Below are 16,863 nucleotides of genomic sequence, written 5' to 3' on the forward strand. Positions count from 1 at the left end.
CGCGGACCCGTGCTGCACCTACGCCTGATCGTTCCCCCCGACCGTACGGACGACGCCGTCCGCACCATCGAGAAGACGGTCGGCACGACCCACCTCGTCGTCATCCCCGGCGCGGCCCGGGACCCGGCGGGCGACCTGGTCCTGTGCGACGTGGCGCGCGAGGCCGCGGACGAGCTGATCAACGACCTGTGCGCGCTGGGCCTCGACGCGTCGGGCTCGATCGCCGTCGAGAACGTCGACCTGTCGCTGTCGAAGCGGGCGGAGAAGGCGCAGGAGGACGCCCCGGGCGAGGGCTCGGACGCGGTGCTGTGGGACCAGCTGTCGGACGCGACGCACGAGGAGTCGACGCTCTCGGTCACGTACGTGGCGTTCCTGACCCTCGCCACCATGATCGCGGCCTGCGGCGTGGTCCTGGACAACGCCATCCTCATCGTGGGCGCGATGGCCGTCGGCCCGGAGTTCGGGCCGCTGGCCGGTCTCTGTACGGCGCTGGTGCGCCGCCGCCCGAAGCTGGCGGTGCGGGCCCTGGTGGCCCTGGTGGCGGGGTTCGCCGTGGCCATGGCGCTGACGGTGGCGTTCAGCCTCGCGATGGACGCGGTAGGCCTTTTCACCGAGACCAAGCTGCACGGCCATCGGCCCAACACCGGCTTCATCTACGCGCCCGACTGGTTCTCGTTCGTCGTGGGCCTGCTCGCGGGGGCCGCCGGCACCCTGTCGCTCACCTCGGCCAAGTCCGGCGCCCTGGTGGGCGTGGCCATCTCCGTCACCACCGTCCCGGCGGCGGCGAACGCGGCGGTGGCGCTCGGCTACGGCGACCTCGCCCAGACGAAGGGCTCCGTCGAGCAGCTGCTGCTGAACCTGCTGGCGATCCTGCTCGCCGGGACGCTGACGCTGCTGGCGCAGAAGTTCTTCTGGGCGCGGCAGCGCCGGCGGCGGCCGAGCAGGCAGACCGTGTGAGCCGGTCCGGGCTACGGCGAAGGGGGGCACCCGACGGGTGCCCCCCTTCGTCACACCTGGCCGGTCATCCCAGCGCGGACTTCACCACGTCCGCCAGCTGCCCCGCGACCGTCCGGGCCTGCTCGATGTCGGCGGCCTCGACCATCACGCGCACCAGCGGCTCGGTGCCCGAGGGGCGCAGCAGGACGCGCCCGGTGGAGCCCAGGGCGCGCTCGGCCTCGGCGACGGCGGAGCCCAGCTCGGCGGAGGTCTTCACGCGCGTCTTGTCGACGTCCTTCACGTTGATCAGGACCTGCGGCAGGCGCTCCATGACGCCGGCCAGCTCGGCCAGCGACCGCCCGGTGGCGGCGACGCGCGCCGCGAGCAGCAGGCCGGTCAGGGTGCCGTCGCCGGTGGTCGCGTGGTCCAGGACGATGACGTGCCCGGACTGCTCGCCGCCGAGCGCGTACCCGTGCTCCTTCATCGACTCCAGGACGTAGCGGTCGCCGACGGCCGTCTGGACCAGCTGCAGGCCCTCGCGCTCCATGGCGAGCTTGAAGCCCAGGTTCGACATGACGGTGGCGACGACGGTGTCGCCGCGCAGCGTTCCGGCCTCGCGCATGGCGAGCGCCAGGACGGCGAGGATCTGGTCGCCGTCGACCTCGGCGCCGGTGTGGTCCACGGCCAGGCAGCGGTCGGCGTCGCCGTCGTGCGCGATGCCGAGGTCGGCGCCGTGCTCGACGACGGCGGCCTTCAGCAGGTCGAGGTGCGTGGAGCCGCAGCCGTCGTTGATGTTGAGGCCGTCCGGCGTGGCGCCGATGGTGATGACCTCGGCCCCGGCCTGCGTGAACGCCGCCGGCGAGACGCCGGACGCGGCGCCGTGCGCCTCGTCGAGGACGATCTTGAGCCCGTCGAGGCGGTTCGGCAGGACGGACAGCAGGTGGGCGACGTACTGGTCGAAGCCCTCCGCGTAGTCGGCGACGCGGCCGACGCCCGCGCCGGTCGGCCGGTCCCACGGTTCACCGGTGCGGTGCTGGTCGTACACGGCCTCGATGCGGTCCTCCAGCTCGTCGGCCAGCTTGTGGCCGCCGCGCGCGAAGAACTTGATGCCGTTGTCCGGCATGGCGTTGTGGCTCGCGGAGAGCATCACGCCGAGGTCGGCGCCGAGCGCGCCGGTGAGGTACGCGACGGCCGGGGTCGGCAGCACGCCCACGCGCATGACGTCCACGCCCGCGCTGGCGAGGCCGGCCACCACGGCGGCCTCCAGGAACTCTCCCGACGCACGCGGGTCCCGACCGACGACGGCGGTCGGCCGGTGTCCTTCAAACGTCCCCGCTTCGGCGAGCACGTGCGCCGCCGCGACCGACAGGCCGAGCGCGAGCTCCGCCGTCAGGTCCGCGTTGGCGACACCGCGCACACCGTCCGTGCCGAAGAGTCGTCCCACAGCTGTCCTCCGAGTTACTCCGAAAAAGCAAGGTGAAGCGTAAAGACGTACGCCCCGGCAGCACGGAAAGGTGCCGCCGGGGCGTACGAATGAGCAGACCGAGCAGGCGTGATTAGCGCTTGCTGTACTGCGGGGCCTTACGGGCCTTCTTGAGACCGGCCTTCTTGCGCTCGACGGCACGGTCGTCGCGGCTCAGGAAGCCGGCCTTCTTCAGCGGGCCGCGGTTGTTGTCCACGTCCGCCTCGTTCAGCGCGCGGGCCACACCGAGGCGCAGGGCGCCGGCCTGGCCGGAGACGCCGCCACCCGAGATGCGGGCGATGACGTCGTAGCGGTTGTCGAGCTCGAGCACCTTGAAGGGCTCGTTGACTTCCTGCTGGTGCACCTTGTTCGGGAAGTAGTCCTCGAGGGTGCGACCGTTGATCTTCCACTTGCCGGTGCCCGGGACGATCCGGACGCGGGCGATGGCGTTCTTGCGGCGGCCCAGGCCGGCGGCCGGCTGCGGCTCGCCGAAGCGGGACGCCAGGGACTCCGAGGTGTACTCACCCTCGACGGGGACCTCGGACTCGAAGGTGGTGACCTCGGCGTAGGTCTCCTCGCCCTCGATGGGGTTCTCAACAGTGGTCTCGGCCACGATGCTCCTCAGATTTCTTTCGTTCTTAGGGGGTGGCCGGAACTACTGCGCGACCTGGGTGATCTCGAACGGGACCGGCTGCTGGGCAGCGTGCGGGTGGTTCTCGCCCGCGTAGACCTTCAGCTTCGAGAGCATCTGACGGCCGAGGGAGTTCTTGGGGATCATGCCCTTGATGGCCTTCTCGACGGCCTTCTCGGGGTTCTTGTCCAGCAGCTCGTCGTAACGGACGGAGCGCAGACCACCCGGGTAGCCGGAGTGGCGGTAGGCCATCTTCTGGGTCTTCTTGTTGCCGGACAGGTGGACCTTGTCAGCGTTGATGATGATGACGAAGTCGCCCATGTCCATGTGCGGCGCGTAGACGGGCTTGTGCTTGCCTCGCAGGAGGTTCGCAGCCGTGGTCGCCAGACGGCCCAGGACAACGTCCCGCGCGTCGATGATGTGCCACTGGCGAGTCACGTCGCCGGGCTTGGGGCTGTACGTACGCACTTCGTAGCCTTCGCTTCTTCAGTGGATGGAGTCCAGACACACCTGAAGCGATCATGCAGCTGGGGCCCACACTGCCGGGACACCGCCCGTATGCGAGCCACTGGTAACTGCTCCAGGGAACCTGCGTAGGGCCCCTTCGCGTGAGAACGACGAAGCCAATACGCATAACGAACCAGAAGAATACTCGTGCGCCCCCGCCGGGGTCAAAACCGCCCCCCACCGCCGGGCCGCTCCCCCCTTACGGAGCCGCAGCCTCCGCCGTGTCGCCCGCCGGCTCGGCCGCCACCGGCTCCGTAATGAAGCGTACGGACGCCTCCAGCTTCCGGGCCAGGGCCTGCGCCTCCTCCGAGGTGTCCGCGCCGACCGCGATGTGGCCCACGCGGTTGCCGACCGAGCGGTGCTCCGCGATGACGTCGCCCGGGGCGAGGGCCAGCTCCGCGTGGATCAGGTTCGGGTGGGCCAGCACCTCGTCCCAGCCCTCGACCGCCACCAGCCGGCCGGGCGGCGGGGTGAGGAAGCGGATCGCGGAGCCGTGTACCGGCGTGAGGGCGGCCGGGTCGACGGGGTTCCCGAGGACGTCGTCGAACACCAGACCGAACCACTCCAGGCCGGGGATGACGTGCGCCAGCATGCGGTGGATCCAGCCGCCCGCGTTGCGGACGTGGATCTCACCGAGGACGACACCCCGCTCGGTCCACCACAGCTCCACGTGGAACTGCCCGTAGCGCAGCTCCAGCGCGGTGAGGGCGGCGACGACCTGGCGCTCGATCTCCCCGGCGGTGTCCTCGGGGAGGATCGCCGGGATGACGTACTCGATCTCGAAGAAGTTCGGCGGCGGCAGCAGCTCCTTCGAGGTGAGGGCCAGGACGCGCGGCACGCCGTCCACGAAGACGCCCTCGGCGCTGTACTCGGGCCCCTCCACGAACTCCTCGACGATGAAGGAGCCCCCGCCCTCCGGGCCTCCCGGCAGGAAGTCCAGCGCCGCGGCCAGGTCCTCCGGACCCTCGATCCGGGTCACGCCCTCGCTGCCCATGGCGTCGCGCGGCTTGACCACCCACGGCCCGGTGGAGCCGTCGAGGAACGCCCGGGCCTCGGCCTCGTCCGCGCAGACCCGGAAGCGCGGCTGGAGGAAGCCGGCGGCGGACAGGGCGGCGCGCGCCTCGTCCTTGGTGCGCACCCGGTGCACGGCGTGCGGCGGGTTGCCCGGCCGGCCGAGCGCGTCCGCGGCCTCGGCGACCGCCTCCTGCGCCATCTCCCGTACGCCGAAGACGACGTCGAAGCGGTCGCCGGCCGCGGCCCGCTCGCGCACCCAGGCCGCGGTCGCGCCGGGCACCTCGAAGTCGACCGCCGTCGCGGCGTCGGCGAGGGCCGTGATCGCCGGTGTGGCGGCCAGGGTGCCTTCCTGGTTGGTGACGTGGACGCGCAGTCCGCGCTTGCGGGCCTGGCGTATCGCCGTCTCGACGACGTCGACGGCGAGGGTGGCGTTCCCGGCGCCGCCGACGAAGAGAAGCTGGGGGGAGGCCGGCTCGGCCATCTGTGCTCCCGGAGTGGTGATGCGTACGGACACGGTCGGTGGAAGGGCAGTAAAAGAGCAGTTCAGAGCGCGAGCAGCAGCTTTCCGGTGGTCGCCCGGCTCTCCAGGAGCCGGTGCGCCTCGGCGGCCTCCCGCAGCGGCAGCGTCGCGTGGAGGTGCGGCGTGAGGACACCGTCCGCGAGGTGGCCGAAGACGGCGGCGGCCGCGGCGCGCAGGGACTCGGCGTCGTACACGTAGTCCCTCATGGTGGGACGGGTGACGAACACCGAGCCGGCGCCGCGCAGCAGCTCGATGTCGAAGGGCGGTACGGGGCCGCTGGACAGGCCGCACAGCGCGAGCAGCCCGCGCCGGCCGAGGGCGCCCAGGCTGGTGCGGTACGTCGCCGCGCCGACCGAGTCGTACACGACGCGGGCGCCCCGGCCACCGGTCAGCTCCCGTACGGCGGCGTCGAAGCCGTCGTACCCGAGAACGTGGTGCGCGCCGGCGGCGCGCGCGGCCTTCTCCTTCTCGGGGGTGGAGGTCACCGCGATCACCGTCGCCCCGCGGGCCGCCGCCAGCTGGACCAGGAAGCGCCCGAGCCCGCCGGCCGCCGCCAGCACCACCACCGTGTCGCCCTCGGCCACCGGGTGGGTCTCGTGGGTGAGGTAGTGCGCCGCCAGGCCCTGGAGCATCACGGCGGCCGCAGCGGTCAGGTCGACGCCGTCCGGTACGGGGACGAGCTTGTCCTGGTGCACCACGCTGTACTCGGCGTACGCGCCCAGCTGGGAGGCGTAGGCGACACGGGCGCCCTCCGCGAAGGCCGTGACGCCCTCGCCGACGGCCGTGACCACGCCGGCGCCCTCCTGGCCCGGGGTGAAGGGGGGCTCGGCGGGGTAGCTGCCGTTGCGGTAGTAGACGTCGATGAAGTTGACGCCGGCCGCGGTGTTGCGGACCAGCACCTCGCCCCTGCCCGGGACGGGTACCTCGCTCTCCGTGAGGGTGAGCGCGGAGGGTCCGCCGGGGCTGGTCACGATGATGGACTGCATGCTCTTACCCACTCCAGGTCGTGCTGTGGCTGCCGGGTGCCGGCCGCCGCCGGTTCAGGACGGTGCTGCGGGACTCTCGCCGAAGACGTTCAGGAAGTAGTTGATGTCCGACGTCAGCCCCTTCACCATGTCGCCGATGCGGGTGCCGCCTCCCGTGGCGGCGAGGCTCGCCTCGTTGCGTCGGCGCGTACGGTCGGAGAAGGGGAGTGACCCCGGGTCCAAGTAGCGTATGGCACCGTCCGCGGCGCGGCGGGGGATCACTTCGGAGCGGGCGTAACGGCTGGCGCTGAAGGGGATGTCCAGCCGTCCGTCCGCGAAGGCCGCCTCGATCTCCTTGTGGAGGCAGGCGGTTGCGAGGACCGGCTCCACGATCTCCGCCACCTCCCCGAGGATCCACTCCAGTTCGCGGCCCACCCGGTCCTCGTCGAGCGCGATGAAGTCCAGGAGCGGGGAGTTGGCGCGGGAGGCGAGGAGCAGCCCGTCGATGTTGGCGCGGGTGTCGGGGATGCCGTAGGCCTCCAGGTACGTCTTGGTGATGAGCTTGCTGGCGCCGCCGAGCCGGGCGATCAGCGCGCCGTAGAGGATGAGGTCCTCGGCGTGCGACCGCTCCTTGGGGAAGACGCCCATGAACTCGTGGAGTACGGCGTGGACTTCCACGTCCTCGGGGAGGTAGCGGGCCGCGAGGACGGGGATCGCCCGCAGCGCGGCCACGTCCTGCTCGACGTGGCCGCCCTGGGGGTACGCCACCGAGACGCACCGCACCCCTTCGCGTGCGGCGGCCACGGCCTCCAGGACGCTGACGGCGAGCGAGATGGACGGGGGGACGAGCACGGCGGTGAGCGTGCCGAACAGCTCCCGGTCGATGACGAGTCCGCGCCGGGCGAGGTCGCCGCAGAGCGCGTCCACCTCGCGCCAGGCGGCCAGCGACTCGCCCAGCGGCACGGCCTTGGAGTAGGGCAGGTTGTACGAGATCCCGCCGCCCTCGAAGGAGGTGATGCCGGACGCCACCGAGGTCTCGAACAGCAGGCGCGCGTCCGGGGAGCCGTGGCGCACCTCCAGGGGCGCGGCCACGGCTTCGTTCAGCTCGCGGCCCCGCTGCCAGCCGTGGGTGACCAGGGGGTAGCCGTTGAGCTCGGCCGAGTTGCGCAGCAGCGCGGCCCGGGCGTTGTCGAAACGTTTCAGCCGGGTGTGCGAGTCGATGGTGAGCGTGAGGATGTCCGGCTTGGCGTGCCGTTCCAGGTCCCGCAGCAGGGTCATCATCTGGGCGTGCGAGCCGACGCCGCAGCGCGGCTGCAGCGCGACCCGCCCGGCGGAGCGGGCCTCGTGCAGCACCTCGGCGGCGGTCGGCTTCCCCAGCTGCCGGACGTAGGCGACGGACTCGGCGGGCGTGGGGAGCTCGGGGGGCACCGCCGGTGGTAGGGCTTCGTTCATGAGGCGGCGGTCGGCTGCGCGGTACGGAGCCGGAGGTCGTCCAGAGTCGCCGGGAGGAGCTCCGGGTCGGACAGGATGACGTCGACACCGAGCCCGTAGAACCGGTCGAGGTGGGCCGGGTCCTTGTAGCTGCCCACGGAGAGGTTCCCGCCCAGGATCACCGGGCAGTCCAGGAGCCCCTGGGCGCGGGCGGCGGGCAGGTCCTGGAGGTCCTCGTAGGCGTGCCCGTTGAGACTGCCGATGATGACCGCCTCGGCCTCGGGGTGCTCGGCGTACGCTTCGGCGAACTCGGCGACCGAGGTGCAGGTGCCGACGTTGACGACGTGGAAACCCTGGGCGCGCAGGGCGTGGGCGATGAGCTGGTTGGCCACGACGTGGGCGTCGCTGGCCGCCACACCGAGAATGACGGTGCGGGTTGCTTTTTCGTGCCGCATGGAGAACCCCCGGAAGTCTTGTGGACGGAATTTCTTCTCAGGACGGCGGACTCGGAGACCGGTCGCTTACCGGCTGATTACCAGGCACTTACCGGTCGGATGTCAGTCGTCGAACGCGGCGAAGAGTTCGCGCTTGCTGACCTCACGCAGCCGGGTGACGCTGTATTCCTCCGGGTCCGCGACGGACAGCGAGTCGAAGACGAGGTTGATCGCGGCCACGAGACCCCAGGCATGGCGGTATTCCGGCCACCCGGGGCTGCCTTTGTCGGCGTCCGCCTGGCGCTCGAAGATGTAATTCGCCCATTTCGGCGTCGAGGGGTAGCGGTGGTGGAAGTCGTGGACGACGGTGTCACCGGTCAGCACGAGGTACCGCGCGGGCGCGTGCACGAACAGCATCCGCGCGGCCCATCTCCCCCAGGCGGCGACGCGCCGCACCGGCGGCAGGGCCGGGGAGGGCGCCGCCTCGCCGATGAAGATGGCGTTGGTCAGGCTGCCGAAGTACTCCTTGCCGCGGCGCTCGGTCACGTCCGCCGCGGGGAAGGTGTGCTTCACGCACAGCCGCAGGGTGTTGCTCACCTGGAACAGCGGGAAGAGCGGCACCAGCCAGGCGACGACCAGCATCGGCCAGGTGCCGGTGGCGACGGTGGCGGCCACGGCACCACCGTAGAGCGCGACGCTGGTCGTCTTCTCGCTGGTGTCGGAGTCGTGCCAGAAGGAACGGGCGCGCGCCACCGCGAAGTTGAGGTGGAACCAGGGCGAGAAGATCTTGCCCAGGACGCGGCGCCACATCTGCCGGCGCGTCATTCCCGGGTGCAGGTCCAGGCTGACCAGGAACGCCTGGACCGTGGGGTCGCGCAGCGTCATGTGGTGTGCCGCGTGGTGGTCGCTGACGTGCTCGCGGCTGTAGCGGGCGAAGTTCTGGATGATCAGCAGGCTGGAGGTGGCCCGGCCGATCGCGGCGTCCAGACGGCGCTTGCGGTACATGTTCCGGTGCGAGCACTGGTGGTAGATCATCATGCGCAGGTTGCGCATGCCGTGCAGGGTGACGGCCCAGCCGGGCGGCAGGAGCAGCAGCCAGAAGCCGCCCAGACCCATGCCGGTGCAGCTGATCGCGAGACCGAGCAGCATGGACAGTCCGGCGGTGGTCAGGTGAAATCCGGGGGTCCACCAGGACAGGGGTTTCTGCCCGGCTATCGGCTTTCCCGTGAACAGCGTGAGCGGATACTGAAGGAACCGAGGCAGGGCGCGCATGGTTTCGCGAGGATCCGAGTAATCCGCAATGCCTTCGGTTCGGAAGCCACTTTCGATGGCCGCCATCGCACTCCTCAAGGTCAGGATCAAATTGACACCGGCAGGAGGGGCGCTGTCCAGCGCATCCGCAATCGGTGCCACATAAAGTCTGTGACTGGGTGCGTCGTTGATCTTCGCAGGCGATTGCCGCCAAGGTCAACACGTTATTGGAAGGTTTGATCAACTCCCCGCCGGCTTGCCATAAACAATTCGGCGCGAATTCACGCCGCCGTGTTATGTGCCTGCTGTTCGGGCAGCTCCCGCCGGGAGCGCACCGGGGAAAGGAAGACCGGCAGGAAGGCGGTGGCCATGAAGACTCCGCCGACCCACAGGGTGGCCTGTACGCCGGCCAGCTCGCCCAGCGCGCCGGACACCGCGGCGCCGACGGCGAGCGCGCCGGTGAGAAGGAACCGGAAGGTGGCGTTCATCCGGCCGAGCAGGACGTCGGCGGTCATCCGCTGGCGCAGGCTGACGCCGATGACGTTGTCCATGCCGACCTTGAACATGGCCAGAAACCATCCGGTCCCGGCGAGGAACAGCCAGAACCCCCGGTCGACCAGGGGCACCAGCAGCCCCGCGGGCGCGAAACACAGCCCGGCGAGCCCGAGGGTGCGCCCGTAGCCGAGGCGGGTCGCGACCGGCCGGGCGCAGCGCGCCCCGACCAGCAGCCCCACCCCGCCGGCCGCCCAGAAGAGCCCGAGCGCCCCGGGCGAGAGGTCCAGTTCGCGGACGAACCAGACCGGCAGCATGGTGTTCACGATCGCGGAGCCCAGGTTGCCCAGCGCCGCGGTGAGCGCGAGGGCCCTGAGCTCCGGGTTTCCGAAGACGTGCCGTACGCCCTCCGCGATCTGGGTCCGCAGTCCGGCGGTCTTCTGTGCGGCGGCTTTCTGCCCCGCGGTCGGCTGCCCGGCGGCCTGTTGCCCGGCGGTCGGCCGTCCAGGAGAGGTGCCGGCCGGGGCGCCCGCCGCCGGGGTCTGCCGGATGCCGGTGAGCCGTAGCGCCGAGGCCAGGTGCGCCCCGGCGGTGACGAGTACGGCCACGGGCGCCGTGAGCAGGGCGACCAGTCCGCCGCCCGCGCCGCGCCCGGCCACGTTGCCCGCCGCGATCAGCGTGTTGATGTCGGCGTTGGCCTGAACGAGACTGTCCCGCCCGACGAGTTGGGGCAGCACGCTCTGCGAACCCACGTCGAAGAAGACGGTGGCGCAGCCGTTGAGCAGGACCACGGCGTAGAGCTGGCCGAGAGTGAGCACATCCAGCCACCAGGCCAGCGGCACGGTGGCGAAGAGGAGCGCCCGGCACAGGTCCGCGGTGATCAGTACCCGCCGGTGGCTGAGCCGGTCCACCCAGGCCCCGGCCGGCAGGCCGATGACCAGGAAGGCGACGGTGCTCAGGGTGGCCAGCGCGCCCACCTGGCCGGGGCGAGCGTCCAGCGCGGCCACGGCGACGAGCGGCATGGCCACGTAGCCGATGTTGGTGCCGAGCTGGCTGAGCGCGGACGCGGTGAAAAGGGTGCGGAAGTCACGTATTCGCCACGGAGAGTTGGGTCGCATGGTCCGTTCATCCGGTGGTTGGTCCGGAACCGCCGTTGTGCGGAGATTCCATCGGAGCAGGGCGGGTGGGCCCCGGTTCGCCAGTCTTTGCGGGTACGGAAAATAGCCAAGAACAGAAGCGGCTGAAAAGAGCGGGCCAATGGCTGAATTCTCGCCACAAAGATTCGGCCACACCCACCCCCTTGCCCGCTACCGACGTTACTCGGACACGTCAGTCGGCAAGGATTGACGATATCTCGGCCTTGCGCAAGGGATCCGCGGCACTGGCCCGGCGTTGTTGACTCCTTTACGAACATTGGACGAACGAACCGCCTTGACGCGTTGACATGGGCTGAGGTTGGTGTGATGGTCTGGGAGGTGCCGACCGGGGGGCGGTTTACCCTCCCCTGGCCTGCTGCCATGTGCGGATATCGGGAAGCCTGCATTCCGCCAATGTGATCACCACGGCAAATCGGCCGAACCGGCATGAGGCACTGTTCAACCCCCCACAAAGGGCCCTGCACCGCCCGTTCAGGGTCACGAACCCAGACAAGCCAGGTGAGAAGTAGAGTGACCGCACGTACTGCACTCCTGATCGGTGCCGCCGGTGGAATTCTCTCCGAGACCGCCCGAGGACTGGCCGAGGAAGGGCACTCGCTCGTCCTGTTCGACAGGAACGAGGAGGCCGTCAGGCGCCTCGCGGACGAGCTGGCCCCGCAGACCAAGGTCGACGTGGTCGTGGGCGACATCACCGACATCCCCGCCGCCGAGCGCCTGCTGACCTCCGTCGTCGAGCAGCACGCCCCCTCCATCCTGGTCAACGGCGTCGGCGGGGACACCCGCGTCATCGGCTACGCCGACCTGCAGCGCTCCCACTTCGAGGAGACGTACCTGGAGAACGTGGTCAGCACCTGGATCGCGATCAAGGTGTGCGCGCCGCGGATGGTCCAGGACGGCTACGGACGCATCGTCAACTTCGCCTCGGCGGGCGGGCGTACGTACAGCCACTTCAACAACGCGGCTTACGTCGGGGCCAAGGCCGCCGTCATCGGCATGACCAAGCAGATGGGCTACGAACTGGCCGGAACCGGCGTGGTGGTGAACGTGGTGGCCCACGGCCCCATCGCCACCGATCGCGTGGCGCGGGCCTTCGAGCAGCGCGACGAGGAGTCCAAGAAGGCCGTGCTGTCGCGGCTGCCCATGGGCCGCTACGGCACGGTGTCCGAAGCCGTGGGCAGCGTCCTGCACCTGTGCTCGGAGAGCGCCGGCTACTCCACGGGCTCCGTCATCGACATCAACGGCGGCCTCTACATGTGAGGGCCACCCCCACCCTCGTAAGAAAAAGCGCACAAGGAGCTGGTGTGGCGAAGTTTGTCGTCGAATTCGAGTACAACGTCGACCGGGCCGGCCGCCAGGGCCTGCATCCGGCGCATGCCGAGAACCTCTACCGGCTGGCCGACAGCGGAGTCCTGCTGCTCGGCGGCCCGCTCGTGGGAGAGAACGCCGGACTCCTGCTCTATGAGGCGGCCGACCGCGACGAACTCCAGCGGATTCTGGACGACGAGCCCTATGTAAAAGGCGGAATCGTGGCGAGCACCCGCATCCGCGAATGGAACCCGGGTAAAGGCAGCTGGATATCCGCGCTGAACCCGTCGGAAGAAGTCCCCAGCGCGGAAGGAAACCGCTGACAATGCTGTCGTTCCAGCAGGACTCACTGCACGGGGGAATCGCCGATCCCGAGATGGATTCCATGCGGATCCTCAGCGAGACGGCGCTGCGTTTCCCGGACGCGCTCTCCTTCTCGTCGGGCGCGCCGTACGACGGGAACCACGACCTGGGAAATCTCACCTATTACGTGGACCGCTATATCAAGTACCTGCGGGACAAGGGTGTGCCGGAGCAGCGCATCACCCGGCTCCTCTTCCAGTACGGGCCGGTCAACGGCCTGATCCAGGAGGAGGTCGCCCGCATGCTGAAGCGGGACGAGGACATCGATGTCCCGCCCGAGGCGATCATGATCACGCACGGTTTCCAGGAGGCGGCGCTGGTCGCCCTGCGCGGTCTGTGCGCCTCCCCCGACGACGTACTGCTGTCGGTCTCCCCCGCGTACGTCGGCATCCGGGGCGCCGCGCGCATGCTCGACGTCCCGGTCCGCGGCATCCTGGAGGGCCCCGACGGGCTCGACCCCGAGGCCGTGGCCGAGGCCGCCCGCGCCGTACGAGCCGAGGGCAAGCGCGCGGTCGCGCTCTACCTGGTGCCCGACTTCTCCAACCCGTCCGGCACGGTGCTGCCCCTGCAGGCCCGGAAGCGGCTCCTGGAGGTGGCCGCCGAAGAGGACTTCGTGATCCTGGAGGACAACCCGTACGGGCTCTTCGCCCGCGACGGCGAGTCGATGCCGACGCTGAAGTCGCTGGACACCGAGCGCCGGGTCGCCTACCTCGGCTCGTTCGCCAAGTCGGCCTTCCCGGGCGCCCGCCTCGGCTACCTGGTCGCGGACCAGGAGGTCACCGACGCCACCGGGGCCACCCGCACTCTCGCGCAGAGCCTCTCCAAGGCCAAGGCGATGTTCACGGTCGGGTCCTCCACCCTCTCCCAGGCGGTGATCGGCGGCATCCTCGTCGAGCACGACTACGACCTGCGCTCCGCCACCCGTGAGCTCGCCGCGGTCTACCTGGAGCGGCTGGACGCCACCCTGGAGGCGCTGGCCGAGCACTTCCCGGCCGGCGAGGACCACGGTGTCAGCTGGAACACCCCGCGCGGCGGCTTCTTCCTCACCCTGACCGTCCCCTTCACCGCGGACCTCGCGGCGATGGAACGTTCCGCCAGGGACTACCGGGTGAGCTGGGCGCCCATGAGCATGTTCTACCTCGACGGCGGCGGCGACCGGGAGATGCGGCTCGGCTTCAGCAACCTGGCGCCGGAGGCGATCCGCGAGGGCATCTCCCGCCTGGCCCGCTTCATCAAGGAAACCTCGCGCGAGACACCCCGCGAGACCCCGGAGGTGCGGGCATGACCACCGCACAGCCGGGCACCGCACAGCCGGGCGCCGCACAGCCGACCGCCGTCGTCGTGGACGGCTATTCGGCGGGCAACTTCTACCCCGCGGCCTTCACCGCCGCCGGCGCCCGCGTCATCCACGTACAGAGCACGCCGGAGCTCATCCCGACGATGCTCGCGCCCGACCTCACCGCGTACGCCGAGAACATCGTCTGCTCCGACGAGGACCGGCTCGTCGAGCTGCTCCGCCCGTACGCCCCCGTCGCCGTCGTGCCCGGGCAGGAGTCCGCCGTACAGCTGGCGGACCGCCTCTCCGAGGCGCTGGGCGTGAAGTCCAACGGCACCGCGCTCTCCGCCGCCCGCCGCGACAAGTACGAGATGATCGAGGCCCTGCGCCGCGCCGGGGTGCGCTGCGCGGAGCAGTTCAAGAGCGACGACGCGGACCTCGTCGTCAAGTGGGCGCAGGACCAGGGAAGCTGGCCCGTCGTCGTCAAGCCGATCAGCTCCGCCGCCTCCGACGGCGTGTTCGTCTGCGACGGCGCCGAGGAGGTGGCCGCCGCCGCCCGCCGCGTCCTCGGGACCCGCGACATCTTCGGCTCGGCCAACACCGAGGTGCTCGTCCAGGAGTACCTCAGGGGCCAGGAGTACGTCGTCGACACGGTCAGCTGCGACGGCCGGCGGTACGTCTCCGGCGTCTGGAAGTACGACAAGATCCTGCTGCCCTCCGGCCAGAACATCTACAACCGCGACATCCTCGTCTCGCAGGACGAGGAGCCGGTCGCGGCGCTGATCGACTACATCCACGACGTCCTCGACGCGCTGGACGTCCGCTGGGGCCCGGCCCACGCCGAGGTCATCGTGACCGACCGGGGCCCGGTCCTGGTGGAGATCGCCACGCGCCTCAACGGCCAGCTCAACCCCGGCTTCCAGGAGCTGTGCCTGGGTAACGACCAGGCCGGGCTGACCGCGCTGGCCTACACCCGCCCGGAGGAGTTCCTCCGGGAGTACGCCGGCCGGGTCTACCGCAAGCTGCGCTCCGCGTACAGCTACAACCCGGGCACCACCCTCGACGGTGTCGTCGCGGAGGTCGACCAGGACGTCGTCGCCCGCATCAACGCGCTGCCCAGCGTGTTCCTCACCAGCGTCAAGTACGCGCCCGGGGCCCGGATCCGCCCCACCACCGACCTGCTGACGGCCGCCCTGAGGATCTACCTGACCTCGGCCGACGACCGGCAGCTCGTCGCCGACTACGAGACGGCGCGCGAGCTGAAGGACGCGGTCTACCGCCTCGCCTGACCGCGACGCGGCCCTTCGCCTTCCTCACCACACCACCCATGCTGGAGGACAGCAGTGCACAGCCGTATCGGCCTCTTCCTGTCGCCCGTCCACGAGACGGGGCAGGACCCGCATCTGGCGATTCACCGCAATCTCGACCTGGTGGAGCACGCCGACCGCCTGAACTTCGACGAGGCGTGGTTCGGTGAGCACCACACCCTGGGCTGGGGCCTCGTCGGCGCCCCGGAGACCATGATCGCCGCCGCGAGCCAGCGCACCCGGCAGATCAAGCTCGCGCACGGCGTGGTCCCGCTCTCCGGGCACCACCCCTTCCACGTCGCCAGCCGCGCGGTGCACCTGCACCACCTCGCCCGGGGCCGCTACATCCTGGGCGTCGGCCCGGGCGTGCCCTTCGACGCCGGCATGTTCGGCCTCGACCCGAAGGTGCAGCGCAAGCGCCTCGACGAGGCCCTGCCGACCGTCCTGGAGCTGGTCAACGGCGAGGAGCGCGTCACGCAGAAGACGGACTGGTACGAGCTGAACGACGCCAAGCTCCAGCTGCCCCGCTTCGGCCCCGGCCCGATCGAGGTCGCCATGGCCACCTCCGGCACCTCGGTGACCAGCCCCCGCCTCGTCGGCCGGTACGGGCTGAGCATGACCTCCTTCGCGCTGCCGTTCGCCCTGATGACCCCGGGCGCGCCGGACCACATCGGGCTGGCCCAGCAGTGGAAGCACGCCGAGGAGGCCGCCGACGAGTTCGGGCGGACCATCCGCCGCGAGGACTGGCGCATCGCCCTTCCGGTGCACGTCGCCGAGACGAGCAAGCAGGCGTTCGACGAGGTCCGCGAGGGCTACGACCGCTGGCTCTTCGAGTACTTCGGCAAGGCCGCCGGCCGCGAGGTCCAGCCCCCCGGCACCCCGCGCGAGAAGCTCCTGGAGGCCCGCGTGGAGGCGGGCGGCGCCCTGGTCGGCTCCGTCGACGAGGTGGTCGCCGGGATCCGCCGCATGCAGGAGGCCACCGGCGGCTTCGGCACCCTCCTGGTGTACGTGGCGGACTGGACCTCGTACGAGAACACCAACCGCAGCCTGGAGCTGCTCGCCCGGTACGTGGCCCCGCAGATCACCGGTGCCGCGGCCCGCCCCCAGGAGGCCGTCGACTGGGCGATCGCCGCCCGCGCGGCGCGGTAGCCGCGCCCGCCCCCCTGCGTCTCGCCGACGAGCGCGGCGTCCCGGCAATCCCGGGGCGCCCGCGCCGCCGGTGACCGAAGCCCTCACCGCCGACCAAGACCGTCCGCCGGACCGAGTGGAAACGCATCGCATGCTGCAACAGACCGAGCCGGTACAACACCCTTTGGATCAGCGCTCGTTCCGTGACATTCTGGGCCGTTTCACCACCGGAGTCGTGCTCGTGACCGCACAGGCGGCGCACGGCCCCGTGGGGATGGCCGTCAACTCGTTCACCTCCGTCTCGCTCGACCCGCCGCTCATCGCGCTGTGCGCGGCGTACACCTCGACCACGTGGCCGGACATCCGGGCGACGGGGAGCTTCGCGGTCACCATCCTCGGCGAGCGCCACGCCGAGCTGTGCCGCCTGTTCAGCGAGCGCGGTGCCGACCGGTTCGCCGGCCGCGACTGGGCGTACACCAGGGCCGGGCACCCCATCCCGGCCGACGGGCTGGCCTGGCTGGACTGCGGGATCACGGCGATCCACCCGACCGGGGACCACGAACTGGTGGTCGCGTCGGCGGCCGAGGGCGCCCTGGCGGACTCCGCGGAGCCGCTCGTCTTCCACGCGGGCCGGTTCCGCGGGCTCGTCGCCCCCAGGACCGTCGGCGCCTGAGCCGGCCGTCG

16 protein-coding genes are annotated in these 16,863 nt (G+C 70.7%); 7 read left to right on the top strand and 9 right to left on the bottom strand.

The window, feature by feature from the left end:
• The first annotated feature begins 9 nt into the window (after positions 1-9).
• Positions 10-957, top strand: a complete 948-nt coding sequence (locus ACZ42X_RS26430) for a DUF389 domain-containing protein (protein ID WP_468294901.1) — start codon at positions 10-12, stop codon at positions 955-957.
• 64 nt (positions 958-1,021) lie between these two features.
• On the opposite strand, the gene glmM is transcribed toward ACZ42X_RS26430, so the two are convergent.
• The 9 genes from glmM to ACZ42X_RS26475 all read right to left on the bottom strand — a co-directional run bounded on the left by glmM (position 1,022) and on the right by ACZ42X_RS26475 (position 10,761).
• Complete coding sequence (gene glmM / locus ACZ42X_RS26435) at positions 1,022-2,380, bottom strand: phosphoglucosamine mutase (protein WP_468294904.1); 1,359 nt, start codon at positions 2,378-2,380, stop codon at positions 1,022-1,024.
• A 112-nt stretch (positions 2,381-2,492) separates the two neighbouring features.
• On the bottom strand, positions 2,493-3,011 hold the full coding sequence (rpsI, locus tag ACZ42X_RS26440; RefSeq protein ID WP_031076704.1) for a 30S ribosomal protein S9: 519 nt from the start codon (positions 3,009-3,011) through the stop codon (positions 2,493-2,495).
• Between the two features lie 42 nt (positions 3,012-3,053).
• Positions 3,054-3,497 carry a 50S ribosomal protein L13 gene (gene rplM, locus ACZ42X_RS26445; RefSeq protein ID WP_064069935.1) on the bottom strand — a complete coding sequence of 148 codons (444 nt, stop codon included), beginning with the start codon at positions 3,495-3,497 and terminating at the stop codon, positions 3,054-3,056.
• A 238-nt stretch (positions 3,498-3,735) separates the two neighbouring features.
• Positions 3,736-5,031, bottom strand: a complete 1,296-nt coding sequence (locus ACZ42X_RS26450) for an ATP-grasp domain-containing protein (RefSeq protein ID WP_468294907.1) — start codon at positions 5,029-5,031, stop codon at positions 3,736-3,738.
• Positions 5,032-5,093: 62 nt separating this feature from the next.
• A complete protein-coding gene (locus tag ACZ42X_RS26455) occupies positions 5,094-6,056 on the bottom strand; it encodes a quinone oxidoreductase family protein (protein ID WP_468294910.1) in 963 nt (320 codons plus the stop codon).
• Positions 6,057-6,110: 54 nt separating this feature from the next.
• Positions 6,111-7,487 carry a methylaspartate mutase gene (locus ACZ42X_RS26460; RefSeq protein ID WP_468294913.1) on the bottom strand — a complete coding sequence of 459 codons (1,377 nt, stop codon included), beginning with the start codon at positions 7,485-7,487 and terminating at the stop codon, positions 6,111-6,113.
• Entirely contained in the window at positions 7,484-7,921 is a 438-nt protein-coding gene (locus ACZ42X_RS26465) for a cobalamin-dependent protein (protein WP_468294916.1), read from the bottom strand. Before ACZ42X_RS26465 ends, ACZ42X_RS26460 begins: the two co-directional genes overlap by 4 nt.
• Before the next feature lie 102 nt (positions 7,922-8,023).
• The gene (locus tag ACZ42X_RS26470; protein ID WP_468294919.1) at positions 8,024-9,172 is read right to left on the bottom strand and encodes a fatty acid desaturase; all 1,149 of its coding nucleotides are present in this window, start codon (positions 9,170-9,172) and stop codon (positions 8,024-8,026) included.
• Positions 9,173-9,432: 260 nt separating this feature from the next.
• The gene (locus ACZ42X_RS26475; protein WP_468294922.1) at positions 9,433-10,761 is read right to left on the bottom strand and encodes an MFS transporter; all 1,329 of its coding nucleotides are present in this window, start codon (positions 10,759-10,761) and stop codon (positions 9,433-9,435) included.
• 549 nt (positions 10,762-11,310) lie between these two features.
• Here ACZ42X_RS26475 and ACZ42X_RS26480 point away from each other — a divergent pair.
• The 6 genes from ACZ42X_RS26480 (at position 11,311) to ACZ42X_RS26505 (ending at position 16,852) form a co-directional block, all read left to right on the top strand.
• Positions 11,311-12,057, top strand: a complete 747-nt coding sequence (locus ACZ42X_RS26480; protein ID WP_468294925.1) for an SDR family NAD(P)-dependent oxidoreductase — start codon at positions 11,311-11,313, stop codon at positions 12,055-12,057.
• A 44-nt stretch (positions 12,058-12,101) separates the two neighbouring features.
• A complete protein-coding gene (locus ACZ42X_RS26485; RefSeq protein ID WP_468294928.1) occupies positions 12,102-12,428 on the top strand; it encodes a YciI family protein in 327 nt (108 codons plus the stop codon).
• Positions 12,429-12,430: 2 nt separating this feature from the next.
• Positions 12,431-13,753: an aminotransferase-like domain-containing protein gene (locus tag ACZ42X_RS26490; RefSeq protein WP_468294931.1), complete on the top strand. Its 1,323-nt coding sequence runs from the start codon at positions 12,431-12,433 to the stop codon at positions 13,751-13,753.
• A complete protein-coding gene (locus tag ACZ42X_RS26495; protein ID WP_468294934.1) occupies positions 13,750-15,033 on the top strand; it encodes an ATP-grasp domain-containing protein in 1,284 nt (427 codons plus the stop codon). Before ACZ42X_RS26490 ends, ACZ42X_RS26495 begins: the two co-directional genes overlap by 4 nt.
• A gap of 54 nt (positions 15,034-15,087) precedes the next feature.
• The gene (locus tag ACZ42X_RS26500) at positions 15,088-16,200 is read left to right on the top strand and encodes an LLM class flavin-dependent oxidoreductase (protein WP_361421358.1); all 1,113 of its coding nucleotides are present in this window, start codon (positions 15,088-15,090) and stop codon (positions 16,198-16,200) included.
• Positions 16,201-16,330: 130 nt separating this feature from the next.
• Positions 16,331-16,852 (top strand): flavin reductase family protein, encoded by a 522-nt coding sequence (locus tag ACZ42X_RS26505; protein ID WP_468294937.1) that lies wholly within the window; start codon positions 16,331-16,333, stop codon positions 16,850-16,852.
• The last annotated feature ends 11 nt before the right edge of the window (positions 16,853-16,863 follow it).

The organism is Streptomyces sp. NPDC030862, assembly GCF_055571835.1.